9 protein-coding genes are annotated in these 15,808 nt (G+C 61.8%); 5 read left to right on the forward strand and 4 right to left on the reverse strand.

What is annotated here, in order from left to right:
• Positions 1–24: 24 nt before the first annotated feature.
• The 3 genes from G453_RS0109715 to G453_RS0109725 all read right to left on the reverse strand — a co-directional run bounded on the left by G453_RS0109715 (position 25) and on the right by G453_RS0109725 (position 8,180).
• Positions 25–3,573, reverse strand: a complete 3,549-nt coding sequence (locus G453_RS0109715; RefSeq protein ID WP_051272178.1) for a PEP/pyruvate-binding domain-containing protein — start codon at positions 3,571–3,573, stop codon at positions 25–27.
• Between the two features lie 108 nt (positions 3,574–3,681).
• A complete protein-coding gene (locus G453_RS0109720; protein ID WP_027190917.1) occupies positions 3,682–7,383 on the reverse strand; it encodes a pyruvate carboxylase in 3,702 nt (1,233 codons plus the stop codon).
• 32 nt (positions 7,384–7,415) lie between these two features.
• Positions 7,416–8,180 (reverse strand): biotin--[acetyl-CoA-carboxylase] ligase, encoded by a 765-nt coding sequence (locus G453_RS0109725; protein ID WP_051272180.1) that lies wholly within the window; start codon positions 8,178–8,180, stop codon positions 7,416–7,418.
• A gap of 198 nt (positions 8,181–8,378) precedes the next feature.
• Between G453_RS0109725 and G453_RS23265 the strand changes: the two genes are divergently transcribed.
• Positions 8,379–9,506, forward strand: a complete 1,128-nt coding sequence (locus G453_RS23265) for a hypothetical protein (RefSeq protein ID WP_043645279.1) — start codon at positions 8,379–8,381, stop codon at positions 9,504–9,506.
• 295 nt (positions 9,507–9,801) lie between these two features.
• Positions 9,802–11,730: a PAS domain S-box protein gene (locus tag G453_RS26225; RefSeq protein WP_051272183.1), complete on the forward strand. Its 1,929-nt coding sequence runs from the start codon at positions 9,802–9,804 to the stop codon at positions 11,728–11,730.
• A gap of 64 nt (positions 11,731–11,794) precedes the next feature.
• Here the strand turns inward: G453_RS26225 and G453_RS0109740 are convergent, their stop codons facing one another.
• Complete coding sequence (locus tag G453_RS0109740; protein WP_027190919.1) at positions 11,795–13,456, reverse strand: MBL fold metallo-hydrolase; 1,662 nt, start codon at positions 13,454–13,456, stop codon at positions 11,795–11,797.
• A gap of 137 nt (positions 13,457–13,593) precedes the next feature.
• Between G453_RS0109740 and G453_RS0109745 the strand changes: the two genes are divergently transcribed.
• The 3 genes from G453_RS0109745 (at position 13,594) to G453_RS0109755 (ending at position 15,776) form a co-directional block, all read left to right on the forward strand.
• Positions 13,594–14,085 carry an acyl-CoA thioesterase gene (locus G453_RS0109745; RefSeq protein WP_043645282.1) on the forward strand — a complete coding sequence of 164 codons (492 nt, stop codon included), beginning with the start codon at positions 13,594–13,596 and terminating at the stop codon, positions 14,083–14,085.
• Positions 14,086–14,565: 480 nt separating this feature from the next.
• On the forward strand, positions 14,566–15,207 hold the full coding sequence (locus G453_RS26230) for an amphi-Trp domain-containing protein (protein ID WP_051272186.1): 642 nt from the start codon (positions 14,566–14,568) through the stop codon (positions 15,205–15,207).
• 167 nt (positions 15,208–15,374) lie between these two features.
• Positions 15,375–15,776 (forward strand): PRC-barrel domain-containing protein, encoded by a 402-nt coding sequence (locus G453_RS0109755; RefSeq protein WP_027190921.1) that lies wholly within the window; start codon positions 15,375–15,377, stop codon positions 15,774–15,776.
• The last annotated feature ends 32 nt before the right edge of the window (positions 15,777–15,808 follow it).

Below are 15,808 nucleotides of genomic sequence, written 5' to 3' on the forward strand. Positions count from 1 at the left end.
CTCGCCTGCGGCGTCACTCTCAGATTACCACTTCTTCTTGCGCTGTTCTTCCAAAGCCTTGGCCTGCTCCTGCCAGTCCTCGAAACCGGCGTGGTACAGGGCGTCGGCGACGGTTCTTTCCCAGTCCCAGGCGGCGTAGATCACAGGCTTGTGGAACGCGGCGCGGAACTTCTCCAGCTCCTGGCGGTAGAAGTTCTCCTTGGGGGTGTCCAGGTGGTCGCGCAGCTGCGTGGAAAGCCTGGTCTGCTCGCCCTCGTACCATTCGGACAGATCCTTGGAGGACTTGTACTTCTTCAGGATGTGCTCGTACTTGTGGGAGACAAGCATCTCGTGCAGGCGATTCAGGTGCTGCTCGCTCACCCAGCCGCCAAGGCCGGACACGGGGATGTTCAGAGCCTCAACAGCCGCGATGTCGAACTTGGTCTGGTAGTAGGTATCGGGCACCACCGAGGCGCTGACGATGCCAGCGATGGACACCAGGCCGCGAAGGATGAGGCTGTTGGACACGCCCTGTCCGCAGAAGCCGACCTTCTTGCCCATCTTCTGGCCGGTGAAGATGGTCACCAGGATGGCCCACACAACGGCGGGGTCTTCCTCGTCGTAGATGTGCTTGAGGCTTGGGTTGTCGCGGTCGGTGGCCAGCACCATCTGGGTCATGTCGTTGGAGCCGATGGAGAAGCCGTCGAACTCCGCGATGAACTCCTTGGCCAGGATGGCGTTGGAGGGGATCTCGCTCATGAGGTGCAGCTTCAGGCCGTCCTCGCCGGAGCGCATGCGGTGCACGCGCGACAGGTAGCGGCGCATGGAGCGGGCTTCTTCCAGGGTGCGCACGAAGGGCAGCATCATCTGGAGGTTCTTGCCGCCGAAGATGCCGCGCGCCAGTTTGAAGGACTCGATCTCCCAGTCGTGGATGTTGCGCGAGACGCCGCGATAACCCAGCATGGGGTTGTCCTCGAAGTTCTCGAACAGCATGCCGCCGACCAGGTTGCGGTACTCGTTGGATTTGAAGTCGGTCGTGCGGTAAATGATGGGCTTGCCGAAGAAGGCCATGGCAAAGAGCGACAGGTTCTGCGCCAGGGTCTGGACGTAGAGTTCCTTGCCGGTGCGGTAGCCGCGCGAACGCAGCTGCTTGGCGATGCGTGCGGGCAGGGTGCGCACTTCTTCCATGTCGCGCTGGATGCCCACCTGACGGGCGATCTCGGCGCGCATCTCCTTGATCTTCTCGATGGTCTCGATGATGAGCGGCTCGTGTGCCACGGACTGGGCGCGCTCGGCCACGTGGGCCTTCACTTCCATGCGGCGCTTCACGGCTTCGGCATGGGTGGAGGGATCGTTCAGCTCGTCCCAGTAGCCCATGATGACCGCGACGTGGTCTTCCAGGCTGATGGAGGTCTTCAGCACGTCCAGGCGGCGGGTGGCGTTGCCCAGGTACTCGTCGAGCTTCTTGTCCAGCTCGCGCAGCTTGCGGTGGATGGCCAGCACCTCGTCGGTGCCGCGCGCGCCCTCGCGCTCGGTGAGGTTCTCGAGCTCCCTGGACAGGCCGGTGACCAGACCCACGTACTGGCGCAGCTTCAGGTCCATGGGGATGTAGCCCGCAGCCATCTGTTCGGTGATGGCCTTGGTCAGGTTGTGCTCGTACTCCTGGAGTTTCTTCTCCACCAGCTGTCCGAGGACGCCCTGGTCGTAGGCTTCAAGCGCCATGGGGTGCACGCCGATGTTGCCCAGCATGAATTCGGCGCGAAGCAAGCCCACCTCGAAGTCCGGGATGGAGCGCAGGCGCGACAGGAACAGGGCCTGGCCCACGTCCGCCAGGATCAGGCCGACCTTGGTCTTGGTGCTGGGCAGCTTGGAGAGGTCCATCTCGCCGCCGACGGCCACCAGGGGCAGCAGGCCGCGATAGGCCACGCCGCGCGAGCCGTCCACGGTGACTTCCTGACCGTCCAGCGAGCGCAGCAACTCGGCGCGCTGGATGCCGATGACCGCCGGGATGCCCAGCTCGCGCGAGGTGATGGCCGCGTGCGAGGTGTCGCCGCCAACGTCCGCCAGGATGGCCGAGGCCACGCGCATGCCCGGGACCATGTCCGGGTCGGTGCGGTCGGCGGCCAGGATGTCGCCCTTGTTGATCTTGTTGAGCTCCAGGGCCGAGCGCAGGAAGCGCACGGTTCCCTGTCCCGCGCCGCGCGAGGCGCCGTTGCCTTCCAGGATGACCTGGGCGCGCGCCAGGGCGGTCTTGTCCACTTCCATGCGGCGCATGAAGATGGTGTTGGGGTGCAGCTCGAATTCCTCGTTCCAGCGGGTCTCGGGCCGGGCCTGCACGAACCAGAGCCGCTCGGACTGGTCGATGCAGAACTCGGTGTCCATGATCATGCCGCGATAGGCGGCCGAGATGGCACGCACGCCCTTGGCCACTTCCTCGGCCTGGGCCAGGGACAGCGCCCAGCGGTAGGCTTCCAGCTCGTCCACGGGGACGATCTTGGTGCCGCCGCGCTCGTCATAGATGATCTTCTTGTCCTTGAAGCCCATGAAGCGGATGACCACCTCGCGGGTGTCGTCGCCCTGGAACACATAGAGCTTGTCCGGGGTGACCATGCCACCAACGACCGCCTCGCCCAGGCCGTAGGAGCAGTCGATGGACACGAGGTCCTTGCGGTCGGTGCCCTGGCAGCCGGTGGAGGTGTCGGCGGAGAAGGCCGTGCCGGAGATGACGGGGTTGATCATGCGCATGATGCACACCGAGAGGGAGGTGTTCTCAATGGCCCATTCCTGCTTGGCCGTCTCGGCGATGGTGTCGTCGCCGGTGCGCTCAGCCAGCTGGACGGCGTCCAGGATGGCTTCGCGGCGGTAGGTCATGGAGCGCAGGTTGTAGGCGGAGGAGCAGTCCCACTGGTAGGCTTCCACCACGCGGTCGTCGCCCACGACGTTCAGGTAGGTGTCCTGCAGGCCCGCGAAGGCCTTCTTGCAGGAGTCCTCGCCCGCAGCGGAGGAGCGCACGGCCACGGGCACGTCTTCCAGGCCCGCGTCCTTGCAGATGTCCTGGTAGGCGCTGCGCACGGCCTCGGCCACATCCTCGGGCATCTCCACGCAGAGGATGGCCACCTGCACCAGCACGCTTCTCTTGCGCAGCTGGTCGATGCCCTCGGGAGAGGTTGCGAAGCCTTCAACCACGTTGTTGATGAAGGTGCGCAGCTTGATGAGCGTGGCCTTCTCCTGGGCGGAGTTCTTCACTTCCTGGGCCAGGGTGCGCACGAAATGCTTCAGGAATTCCGGGTCCTTGTTGACTTCTTCGCTGGTCCAGTCAACGCGGTTGTATTCGTGATCCACGGTCTGGCGGATAAGCGCCGCGTTGACCTTGGTCTCGTCGAGAAGCTTATGGAAGGCAATGGAGGAAACAGCCCTGAACTGGGGCGAACGGATGCCAGCAACCTGGCTGATGATGGCGGTGTTGTAGTTCTTGCCCCCCACCAGCAGCTCGGCTTCCTCGCCAATGACCGCAATGTCGGCCCCGGTGAGGATGAGCTTCTTGGTTATCTCTTTCTTGTCTTTGGCGGGAGCTTTGGGAGCGGCTTTAGCCATTCGATTCCTCCTTGGAATATCCACAGGGCGTCACCAGGACGCCAACCTCATAAATTTCGCGCTATCAGAAACAGGGGGCGGCGGGCAAGATAAACCCGCCGCGCGCCCCTAATCCGTATACTCCATTCCGTAACCGCACCAGGGACAGTAGTGGAAGTCCTCGGTAGCCAGGGGCTCCTTGCAGCCGGGGCAGGCCTTGCCCACGGGCATCAGCTCCACCAGCAGCTCGCCTTCCTTCACCGGGACCATCTTCTTGTCCTCGAAGTAGTCCGCGTTCTTGAGCACCCGCTTCACCACTCCCTCCACCTGGGACAGCATGGACTTCTCCTGCTTCATCACCGAGATGTTGAGCACTTCCTGTCCGGGCTTCAGGAAATCGCCGGGGCTCACGTGCATGACCCACAGGTCGCCGTTGCACGGGGCCGCGATATGATAAGGGTTGCTGGGGTCGGCCATCTCCACGGACAGGTCGGACTTGCCGCCCACGGCCTCGGCCACCTTGACCTGATGGGACAGGATTTCCGAGTCCATCACATAGCGCACCACGCTCATTCCCTGATGGTCCGGGGCGGCGATGTCCAGGAGCGTGAAGGTGTGCGGCTTGCCGCGCGAGTCCTCGAAGAACAGCTCCTGTCCGGGCTCCAGGCCCTCGAACCACACATCCAGGGGCAGGCGGTTGGGGTCGCCATACTTGGTGCGGAATTCGATGGTCTTCAGGGCGTCGCCGGGGTGGTTCAGGTACATGACGAACTCTTCGCCCGTGGGGTCGCGCTGGAGGCGCTTGGTCAGGGCGATGAACTCGGCGGAGAGGTCCACGTCCTTGAGGGCGGCCAGGGGCGACTCCGTGGTGCGCTGTTCCACGGCAGTCTTCCACTCGGGGCCGAAGGCGGACTCGTAGACCCAGTCCGGCGGCCAGCCCAGGGGCAGCTTTCCGTACTTGCCCAGAAGCAGCTGGCGGAAGGCATCGTTGGCGTCCGCGTAGAGCATGAGCCGGTCGTCCCGGCAGGCCGGGGTGATGCACTCGTCGGGATGCTGGCTGGTGGCGTCGAGCACTTCCAGCATGTCGCGCACCGCTCTTTCCCCACCGCGTTTGTAGGCTCCGGTCACGGCCAGGAACGCGGTGTTCCAGGTGATCTGCGAACCGGGGGTCACGTCGTGGTAGCGCACGATGCGCCGGGTGCCCGCCAAAAACTTCAACATGTAGGGCAGCAGATGGATGTAGCCCTGTTTGAGCGCCCCTTCCTGGCTGGAACTGGTGGCGCCGCCGGGCATGCCGTGGTCCACCACGTCGTAGTCGATGCCCTGGAAGTGGGGTGCGGTGTATTTGTCGTAGTAGGGCATGATCTGCTTGAGCGCGAAGCCGCAGGAGCGGATCATTTCCTTGTTCAGGCTGGTCTTCAGGCCCAGCTCGTCTTCCAGGTAGGCGGCGGTGGAGAGCACCTCGCCCTGGCCGTACCAGCGCACGGACGCGCCGATGGCCGTGTCCACGATGTGCGCGCCCGCCTTGGCGGCAGCGCCCACGGCGGGCACGAACAGCCCGTCGGTGTAGTGGCGGTGGTAGTCGATGATGAGGTCCGGATACTTCTCGCGGATGGCCGTCACCAGGGCGGAGATGAAGCGCGGCGGACACACGCCGGCCATGTCCTTAAGCCCCAGGGTGATGATCTTCGTGACCTTCTTCTTGGAGAGCCCGGCGACCTTGCCGCAGGTTTCAAGGATGTCCTCAAGCACGCCCATGTAATGGTGCACGTCGAAGCCCTTGGCCCAGCTGAGCGAGATGGCGGGCTGGAACACGTTGCCCTTGGAGTTCAGCGCCACTTCGGCGAAGGGGAGCATGTTCTCGATGTGGTTCAGGAAGTCGAAGCAGCGGATGATGTCGTAGTGCTCGCAGATCATCTCGCCGGTAAGGCGCATGAGGTTCTTGGGCTGGGGCTTGTACCCGAGCACGTTGGTGGACCTGATCAGGATCTGCTTGCAGGTCTTGGGAGCGAAGCAGTTCCACTGTTCGGCTTCGGTGAACGGGTAGGTCATGTTGGCCATCATGGCCACGTGGAAGTGCGCGCCGCCGCCGTTCTCCAGGGCCAGGAAGCCGCAGTTGTCCAGGTACGGGCCGACCAGCGCGTCCTCGGCCAGGCGGAAGCGGTTGCCGGAGTTGGACTGGGTGATGTCGCGGGTGGTGGTGTCCACGAAGTGCACGATGCCCGAGTCGCGGATCTGGTCCAGCAGGGCCTGGCGGTCGCCGCGCGGATAGGGCGCGGCCCAGGACTTGTGATCCAGCATGGGCATGGCCGGAGTGAAGCGGCCCAGGCGCTTGTCCTGGCGACCCCGGTACTCGCCCAGCTGCACGTGGGGGTTGTAGCCCTTGGCGGATATCTCGGCCACCAGCTTGGAGAGGCGCAGCTGCTCGGGCTCCACGTCGCGGTAGTCCAGCAGTTCGGGCGCGGTGGCGATGAAGTTGGTGTCGTAATCGCCGGAGCGGAAGCGGGCGTTGCCCATCACCTGGAGGTGGAAGGGGATGGTGGTCTTGACGCCGCCCACGATGTACTCGCGCAGCGCGCGGTCCATGATGCCCACGACCTTGTCCCAGGTGCGGCCGTAGGCCATGAGCAGCGCTCCGGCCGAGTCGTACTGGGAGGGGAACTCGTATCCGGCGGAGATGCACGAATCCAGGCGCACACCGGGGCCGCCGGGCGAGATGTAGCGGGTGATGAGCCCGGCGTTGGGGGTGAACCCGGCGCGGGGGTCTTCGCAGTTGATGCGCACCTGCAAGGCCCAGTTGAAGGGCTTGGCGTTGGATTTGTTGTAGCGCAGCTTGGAGCCGAAGGCCACGGCGATCTGCTCTTCCACCAGGTCGATGCCGTAGCGGCACTCGGTGATACCGTGCTCCACCTGGAGGCGCGTGTTCACCTCGATCAGGTAGGGCGTGCCGTCGGGCTCCACCAGGAACTCCACCGTGGCCAGCGAGTAGTAGCCCACGTGCTTGATGAGCTTCTCGGACCACTCCTTGAGCTGCTCGCGCAGCTCCACGGTCATGCCCTTCCAGGGGGACGGGGTGATCTCCACGAGCTTCTGGTGGTTGCGCTGCACGGTGCAGTCGCGTTCGTCCAGGGCCAGGACGTTGCCGTGCTTGTCGGCGATGACCTGGATCTCGATGTGGCGCACGCTCTGCAAGTATTTTTCGACATACAGGCGGGGGTTGCCGAAGCTGGCCTGGGCCAGGGCCGACGCCTTGGAGAAGGCTTCCTCCAACTGCTTGGGCTCGTGCACCACGTAGATGCCGCGCCCGCCGCCGCCGCCCTCGGCCTTGAGCATGATGGGGAAGGTGATGCTGCTTGCGATCTCGCGGGCCTCGGGCACGGTGACCGCGTTCTCGGAGCCGGGCACCACGGGGATGCCGAGCGCCTTGGCGACGTTTCGCACCGCAACCTTGTTGCCCAGGAGATTCATTGCCTCAGAAGTGGGGCCGATGAACACGATGCCCGCTTCCGCGCACTTCTTCGGGAATTCGTGGTCTTCGGAGGCAAAGCCCCAGCCGGGATGGATGGCCGCGATGCGTTTGGCCTTGGCCTCACGGATGATGAGGTCCAGGTCCAGATAGGCCCTGGGGTCTTCGCCCAGGAGAATAAGTTCGCGCGCGCCCGCCACCGAGGGGGAGGTCATGTCCACCTTGGTGGCAGTGAGCACCGGCACGGCCTGGAAGCGCTCCCGGACGGAGCGCAGCACGCGCCGCGCGGTGATGCCGCGGTTGGCTACGAGGATTCGTTTTCCCTGGATTTCCTTGAGAACGTCCTGAAAGGTCTTCACGCCCATTGAAATGTACCCAACCTGGATGCTTGTGCGGGCTATGACGCCCGCCAGATGCTGCCGGAGGTGAGAAGCCGCTCGCCCGCTCCGCCAGCGGGCTTGACCCTGAGGGACCCGTCCGGGGCCAGTCCGAGAATGCGCGCGGTCCAGGGGGCTTCGGCGCCCTCCCGGATAACGGCATCCTGTCCCAGCCAGCACAGGAGCGGTTCGACCAAGGCCGCCACATTACTGGGCGGGCCTTGAATAAGACAGGTTTCGTAACTGATTTTCACAAAATCCACAAGTTCGCACCACAGGCTCAAGGGGGTAAAAGAATGCCCCGCCGCCCGCAGATGTCCGGCGGGCACGGCGTGCCCTTCGCGCAGCTTGACCTCGGCGGGGGAGCTCGTCAGGTTGAGGCCGATGCCTGCAAGGCTCACGCCCCGGCGCTCCTCAACCAGGACGCCCCCGATCTTCACGTTGCCCAAAAGAATATCGTTGGGCCACTTGAGGCCTACGGGGATGCGCTTGGAGCGCAGGAATCCGGCCAGACAGTAGCCCAGCATCAAGGGCAGGAGGCTGTCGAACTCCTTGGGGACCTGCGGCAGCACCAGGGCCGCGTACAGGTTGCCCGGCGGCGAATCCCATTCGCGCCGCAGCTGCCCCCTGCCCGCCCACTGGGAGACGGCCAGCACGGAGTCCCACGGATCGAGCATTTGTTTCTCGGCCAGGGGCCGCACCACGTCCAGCGAGGACGAGCAGCGCCCGCACACGACCACCCTGCCCCGGCGGCCGCCTTCCGAGAGCCACCAGGTCTCCTGCACGCAGGAGGAACACCAGGTAACTGAAATTTCTTGCCAAGGCGCAAGTCTCTGCGCATCCTCTTCCCAGATCGAATGGCAACCCGCCAAAACCACAGGATCCAACGGATCGGCCAGTTCCTCTCGCCCCTGCGCCCACAGGAGCACGCCCGGCCCCGGAACCTGGGGACCATGAAGCTCCGCCACGAATGAGAAACCTCCATGGAAATATACCTGATTGGCGGCGCGGTGAGAGACCTCCTGCTCGGAAGGCCCGTCACCGACCGCGACTACCTTGTCGACCACGCTGATCAAGATTTGTTTCAAGGGCGGTATCCCACGGCCCGCCTTGTCGGCAAGTCCTTTCCCGTGTTCATCCTGGACGGGAGCGAATACGCATGGCCCAGAGGCGGCTCCCTGGAAAAGGACCTGGAGCTGCGCGACCTTACCATAAACGCAATCGCCCTGGACGAAAACGGCGTGATCCACGCCCACCCCAAGGCACTTAACGACCTCCAGGCCGGGGTTCTCAGGCCATGCTCGCTGTGGTCCATAAACGACGACCCGGTGCGGGCTTTCCGGGCCGCGCGCTTCGCCGCCCAGTTCCCGGACTTCTCGCCGAGCCCCGAGCTCCTGGAGCAGATGCGCGCCGCCGCCCTGAAGGGCCGCCTGAAGAGCCACGCCCCGGAGCGCGTGGGGCGCGAGCTGCAAAAAGCCCTGGCCGCGCCCAAGCCCTCTCGGTTTTTCGAGATTCTCCGGCTGGCCGGATGCCTCTCGCCCTGGTTCGATGAAATGCTGGCCTGCTGCGACGTCCCTGCGGGGCCGCCCGAGTATCACGACAAAGACGTGTTCGGGCACATCTGCCAGGTGATGGACCAGCTGGCCGGGGACGCCCTCATGGTCTGGATGGCCGTGGCGCATGACCTGGGCAAGGCCCTGACCCCACAGGAGGGCTGGCCGAGCCATCACGGACACGAAAAGCTGGGAAAGGTTCCGGCCAGGACGCTGGGCCGCAGGCTACGGCTGCCCAGGGTGTTCATCGAGGCGGGTGAGATGGCCGCCGTGGAGCACATGCTGGCGGGCAATTACGACGAACTGCGCCCCGGAACGAAAGTGGACCTGCTCATGCGCCTGGAGGCCAAGCGGCTCACCTCGCGGATCTTCAAGCTGGCTGCGGCGGACGGCCATCCGGGACTCTACACCAAGGCCAAGCGGGACTTGCGGACCGTCCTGAAGGTCCGCCTGCCCGACGACAAGCGCGACATGGGGGAGGCGTCCGGGGAGATGCTGCGGCAGATGCGCTGTGACGCGCTTGCAGGAACTGACAAACCAAGCCAGTCTCACCAATAAGCGAGGAGGATTCACAGCACACCGAACGACAACGCCACCCGATTCACACAATAATAAACACGAGTCATGGCACAAAAGACACGAAAGCATGTCGACACGCAATCGCTAGTCCTGTATCACACAGCCCAGAAAATGACGCTTCTCACTAACAAATACAAAACGGCGCACCTGCATCCGCCCAATAACATATAATACATTTCCTGGTCGGATTGAATCCATTTGAGATGCTTTCTGCCTCACTGCGAGGTCCAAGATGCCCATGGCTGGGACCATTTATCACACAGGAGCATTCGACATGAGTGCCGTGCCAAGCATTCTCATCGTTGACGACAAGCTCATAGATATAAAATTCATGGAGAAATACCTCTCCACGCTCAACATTGCGATTGTGAAGGATACATCAGGAGAAGAGGCCCTGATCCATTCAAGAGATACGACTTTTGCGCTGATAATTCTTGATGTTCAGATGCCAAATATGGACGGTTTTCAGCTAGCCCAGGAAATCAGAAGACAGCACAAGAACACCCACACCCCAATTATATTTGTCTCCGCGTACAACTCAAACAATATTCAGCTATTCCAAGGATACAAATCTGGAGCGATCGACTTCATTTTGAAACCATATCACCCGGAAATCCTTCTATCAAAAGTTCGAGTGCTTTTGGAATTACATCGTCGTACTCAAGAAGCTCTCGACAATACAGAACAGTTGCAATCTCTTCTCACAGCTCAGAAACAGACAAACGCAAAGCTCCTTCAAGAAATTTCCAACCGCGAGTGGGCTGAAAACGCACTCAGGGAAAGTGAAAACAAGTTTCGCCTTCTCTTTGAAAACGCCCCCCTCCCCTACCAGTCACTGGACGCAAACGGGAATCTGATTGAGGTGAACCGTCTTTGGCTGAGTACACTTGGGTATTCCAAAAGAGAGGTGCTTGGCCACTGGTTCGGAGAGTTTCTTGATGAAGGACATACCGAGGCCTTCGAATGCGCCTTCCCGAGATTCAAACAAAATCACACGATCGATGGTGTTGAATTCAATCTCGTCGCCAAGGACGGGAGAATTGTCCGCGCGAGATTCAACGGGCGAGTACAGCTGTATGAGAACGGAGATTTTCTAAAAACGCACTGCATATTCACAGACATAACGGCACAGCAACGTGTCAAAGACGCACTGCAGCATAGCGAGGAACGCTATCGGACCATGGTTGAGGACCAAACAGAATTGGTCAGCCGCTTCACACCAGATGGTCGATTCACATATGTCAACAACAGCTATTGCAACTTCGTTGGCAAGACTCGTGAAGAACTTCTGGGCAACCAATGGCAACCAGTAGCCCTCGAGGACGACTTGCCGGATGTAAACAACAAGATAGCCACTCTCACTCCGGACAACCCCATTGTCATAATTGAAAACCGCATAATGAACTCCAGAAAAGAAGTGCGGTGGGTAGAATTTTCAAATCGAGCATTTTTTGACAAAAAAGGATCTCTAATTGAGATACAATCCGTTGGAAGAGACATTACTGACCGGGTACTTGCAGAGCACTTCCGGGACAACGTCGAGCGCATCATAAGACACGACATTAAAACACCCCTGATAGGGCTCCACAGCATCGCCCAGCTTGTCCTTAAAGGCCGACTGAGCGACTCCATGCGCGCGATGATCCCCGGACTTTTGCACGCCGTCCGACAAGTAATCAGCCTCGTTGATTCATCAGAAAAGATGATCAGGATGGAAAATGGTGACTATCTTCCACAAAACGAGTGGTTTGACCTGCGCCATGTCATGAGCAGCGTCGAGTTATCACTCGAATACTTAGCAATTGAAAACCAAGTATCGTTAATATTCTCGGGAATTTTCGATAACAGCAAGCACGATAACAACACATTGCTATTCGGAGAAGAATCTCTAATCGAAAATGCGATCATGAATTTAGTCAAGAATGCAATCGAGGCTTCTCCAAAAGGAAGTTCCGTAACCATTTCCTTGGAAAGGAATCAAAACGAGCAATTCATTTCGATACACAATTTCGGCGTAATTTCTGAATCGATTCGTGACATTTTTTTTGAAAAGTACACCACCTACGGCAAACACCATGGCACGGGTCTTGGCACCTACTCCGCGCAACTCATTGTCAAGGCACACGGGGGCAGGATTGAATTCACAACATCAACGACGACAGGAACAACGCTCACCATTATTCTTCCCATTTCGAACCAGTAGTGCCGCACTACCCAACAACGCGCCCTCCTGTATTTCGGGTGTTTGCCCACAAACAATTGCCATCCTACCACCCCGCCTGCTCCACGGCGTAGAACTCGCCGTGGCCGGGAAACACCATGGCGCGGCCTCCCTTGGCGTGCTGCTCCAGGCTCACGTCGGTCATGAAGTTGCGCAGCATCCCCATTTCCTTTGCGAATATCCCTGAATCCGTGTTGGTGCTGGTCAAAAGCGACTTGTGCACCGAGAGCGCGTCCCTGTCGCGCGGCGACAGGCTGGCCGCATCCAGCAGGTAGTCGCCCGTGAAAATGATGCCGCGCTGCGGGTTGAAGTAGAACACCTGCGCCGCCGCGTGCCCGCCGAGGCTCTCCAGCGCCAGTAACTCCAGGTCGGCAACGCTGGCGCGCCCGATCACCCGGAAGCCGCCCATCATGTCCGGAGTGTCCTGGCCCACAGGCTCGAACGCCTCGATATTTCCGGGCGCGACCAGCCCGGAAAGCCGCCCCACCAGACGGGTGAAGGGTCGGTTGATGCCAGCCAGCGGCCCGCGCCCCAAGGTGCGGTCCTCCTGTTCGAACACCAGGGCGGCGTCGGGGTGCATGAGCACCCTGGCCCCGTACTGCGCCTGGAGCCGCCCGGCCCAGCCCGCGTGGTCCGCGTCCGGGTGGGTGGCCAGCACCGTGTCGATACGCGAGGGATCGAACCCGTGCGCGCCGAGCCAGTCCATCACGTCCTCGAAATAGATTCCGAAATTCGTGTCCAGCATGGCCATGCCGCCAGGATGGCACAACAGGTAGCTGTTGGCCCCCTCCGGGCAGGACAGCATGTACATGCCCACCTGCTCGCTCAGGCGCACCGGACCGGACAGGCGCAGGGTGAAGCGGTCCCCGGTGCTGCCCAGCGCCAGCGCCGCCAGACGCAGAATGTTGGCGAACACCTCCGAGGCGGCCAGGGCCTCGCCCGAGACGCCGGAAGCGCTCCTGAATTCCGCCAGGGCCTGACGCACCGCCTGCGACGTGCCGAACAACTCGTCCAGGCTGTTCATGCGCTCAGGCGGCAGCACCGCGCGCAGCTTGAAAAGAAACGCCTCCACGCCGGAGAGACCCAGGGCCTCGTCCACGTCCGCATCCCGGTCGCCGCGCCACAGCACATGGTAATGATATCCGGCGCGCGTCAGCTCGCTTAAGAGTTCGGCCACCTCGCGAGCCCCGCTTGTGGCCACGGAGGCCTCGGCCATGTCCGGATCCTGGGCCATGTCGTAGCACATATGGATGACGTTGGCCCCGAACGCCCGGAAGCGCCCGGCCAGCGCGGCCAGCGTGCCGGGACGGTTCTGCACGGCCACCTTGAAGCTGAGCACCCCGGCCATGTCCGTGATTGACAGGGGTTCCTCCTCAGAGGGCGCTTCCCCGGAGGCTTGCGAGGCGTCGGGCAGATGCCCCAGCGCGGCAAGCGAATCGAGCACAGCCGCCAGCTGCGAGGCATGGGCTGCGGCAAGCGAAAGCTCCACGCGGTGTGGGTTGCGGCCACGGTCGAACAGCAGGCGCTCGATGTTGACGCCCTGCCCCGCCGCCAGATCGGCCAGATCGGCCAGCGCGCCCGGCCTGTCGGGGAACCAGGCCACGAAGCTCGCCAGCCAGGAGCCTTCGCGCCGGGCCAGGGTGCACAGGGGGGCGTCGGCCACGGCGCTTTCCGGCGCGCACGCGGGGATATTCGAGCGAGGTTCCATTGCCGTCTCCTTCAGGTCTCCAGGATGGCTCAAGGCCGCGATTGCACGTATCCCCGGCCTGGGCTAGGGTGGCGTGCTCAAAACAACTGCACGTTTCCTTTCATGCTTTTCATGTGCGCGACACGAGTGAGGTGGATATGGACGAACCCCAGACGCTTGGCAAGCCCGTGGCGGCCAGCCACACAGAACTGTCCGTGGCCATGCTCCCGCAGGACGCCAACCCCTACGGCTCCATCCACGGGGGGGTCATCCTCAAGCACATCGACGCGGCAGCGGCCATGGCCGCCATGCGCCACTGCCGCTGCAACGCCGTCACCGTGGCCATCGACAGCGTGAGCTTCCTTGCCCCGTCGCGCGTAGGGGAGTTGGTGACCTTCAAGGCCCAGGTGAACCACGTGGGGCGCTCTTCCATGGAGGTCGGCGTGCGGGTGGAGTCGGAGAACCTGTTCTCCGGCGACGTGCGCCATACAGCCACCGCCTACCTGACCTTCGTGGCCATGGGGCCGGACGCGCGCCCCATCCCGGCCACGCCGCTGATCCTGGAGACCGACGAGGACCGCCGCCGCAACGCCGCCGCCCAAAAACGGCGCGAGATGCGCCGCTGCTGCGAGCTGCCCTCAGAGCGCTAGGGTCGCCCCTCATTCACGTGTGCATGTATCGTTGAGACGCCGAACAGGTGCGGCGAATGCTGCGCAGCGAAGGAGTCTTCTGATCCGGCCCTCACAGCCGCGCAGCCCGACGGGCATTCAATTGTCCAGTCGGCCTGCATGGGGGCTTTCACTGCATCCGCCCGCAGCATTCCCTGAATCCACTTCACATGACGAGTCTGGCGTTGCGTCAGCCACGCCTCCAGGCATCGCCCCCTTCTGCCTAAGCCTTGCGTCCAGGCCACTTTCGTCTTCACAGCCGCAAGCCGGACCAGCCTCCCCCATCAGTTCGCACCTAGCGTTCGAACAGCGCGATTATCATTGCATGATAATTCGTCACTCCGTGACTCTTGCAGAGTGAAAAATGCATGCCCACCAGGAACATCACAATATTTTTGCTTCATCATTTTAATGCATTAGAACAACGCCACAAGCGGCATGATTGTTGTAATACGCAACACCATGAAGAACACCGCGAAGAAGAAAGGGCTCGCCCTCAAGGGACGGATTCACCGATCGGATCTGACCGTCCTGCTCGAAAGGATGCTGAGGGACTTCAAAAATGGCAGCATCCGCCTCGGCGAAGGCGCGGCAGGCGTGACCTTGGCCCTGGCCGAGAATCTTGAGTTCGAAATCCGGGCGGACATCGGCAAGGGCAAACAAAAGCTGGTGATCGAACTCAAGTGGGATAGCGAAGCGGAGCAATTCCGCTGGAAGGATTCGTCTTTCCACGCCGCCTCGAAAGCACATTCAGCATCAATCCGTCCTGGGGCATCAGTATCTGGCGGCGGGGCCAACGCATTGGTCAATGCACAAGAGACGGTCCTCACAAACGAAGAGAGGCTGTTCTTCAGCTGTGAAGGGAACATATTCTTCACAAACGTCTCGCGCGCCAGGAAGGACCTTCTGGGCCGACACGTCTACAACTTCGCCAACGAAAGAGTCGGCACCGTGGAAGACCTCATCCTGACCCCGGACCAGGCCGTATCCTCGGCGGTCATCGGAACAGGCGACGCCCTGGGCCAGCTAAGGCGCGAGATGGTCATTCCCGTGGAACAACTCATCGTTCAGAACAACCGCCTTGTATTTGCCGGCGCAAGCTAGGAAGCCGCCACTGGCGCATCCGAGGACAAGCGGGCCGCACCAAACGCCTCCCCCGCAGTCCGGCGGGCAATGACGCCCTCTCCTGCCCTTCTGCAGGATCAGATTGGCCACGACTGGCACCCCGCTTGCGCCGGACGAAATCGCACCTTGTAACCGAGGAGAAAATCATGAAATTCTATTGCAAATCCGTTGTCGCGGCCATGATCCTGTCGCTTTCCCTGGCTGCTGGCGCAGCCTTGGCCCAAACCACGCCGGTCGTCGGCACCATCGGCATCACCCCCGACGAGATCAAGGTCCTGGCCAAGGGCTGGAGCATCAAGAAGGACATCCTGAGCAAGGACGTCTTCAACGAGGCGAGCGAGAAAGTCGGCGTCATCGAGGACATCATCGTGACGCCCGACAAGGCCCTGTCCTACTCCATCGTCAGCACCGGCGGATTCCTGGGCATGGCGAAGCACGACGTGGTCATTCCCGTCAACCAGTTCAAGATTCAGAACAAGCGCATCGTGCTGCCCGGCGCGACCAAGGAAGCCGTCAAGGCCATGCCTGAGTTCAAGTACGCCGAGTAATCGAACCTGACAGCGTCCTCCTGCCGCGCGCG

Origin of the sequence: Fundidesulfovibrio putealis DSM 16056 (assembly GCF_000429325.1) — a bacterium.
Taxonomy (GTDB): Bacteria; Desulfobacterota; Desulfovibrionia; order Desulfovibrionales; family Desulfovibrionaceae; genus Fundidesulfovibrio; species Fundidesulfovibrio putealis.

Bases quoted from the DNA above. Each gene is read 5' to 3' on its own strand.
- G453_RS26225 (WP_051272183.1), top strand. From the start codon at position 9,802: ATGAGTGCCGTGCCAAGCATTCTCATCGTTGACGACAAGCTCATAGAT.
- G453_RS0109745 (WP_043645282.1), top strand. From the start codon at position 13,594: ATGGACGAACCCCAGACGCTTGGCAAGCCCGTGGCGGCCAGCCACACA.
- G453_RS0109715 (WP_051272178.1), bottom strand. From the start codon at position 3,573: ATGGCTAAAGCCGCTCCCAAAGCTCCCGCCAAAGACAAGAAAGAGATA.
- G453_RS0109740 (WP_027190919.1), bottom strand. From the start codon at position 13,456: ATGGAACCTCGCTCGAATATCCCCGCGTGCGCGCCGGAAAGCGCCGTG.
- G453_RS0109720 (WP_027190917.1), bottom strand. From the start codon at position 7,383: ATGGGCGTGAAGACCTTTCAGGACGTTCTCAAGGAAATCCAGGGAAAA.
- G453_RS26230 (WP_051272186.1), top strand. From the start codon at position 14,566: ATGAAGAACACCGCGAAGAAGAAAGGGCTCGCCCTCAAGGGACGGATT.
- G453_RS23265 (WP_043645279.1), top strand. From the start codon at position 8,379: ATGGAAATATACCTGATTGGCGGCGCGGTGAGAGACCTCCTGCTCGGA.
- G453_RS0109755 (WP_027190921.1), top strand. From the start codon at position 15,375: ATGAAATTCTATTGCAAATCCGTTGTCGCGGCCATGATCCTGTCGCTT.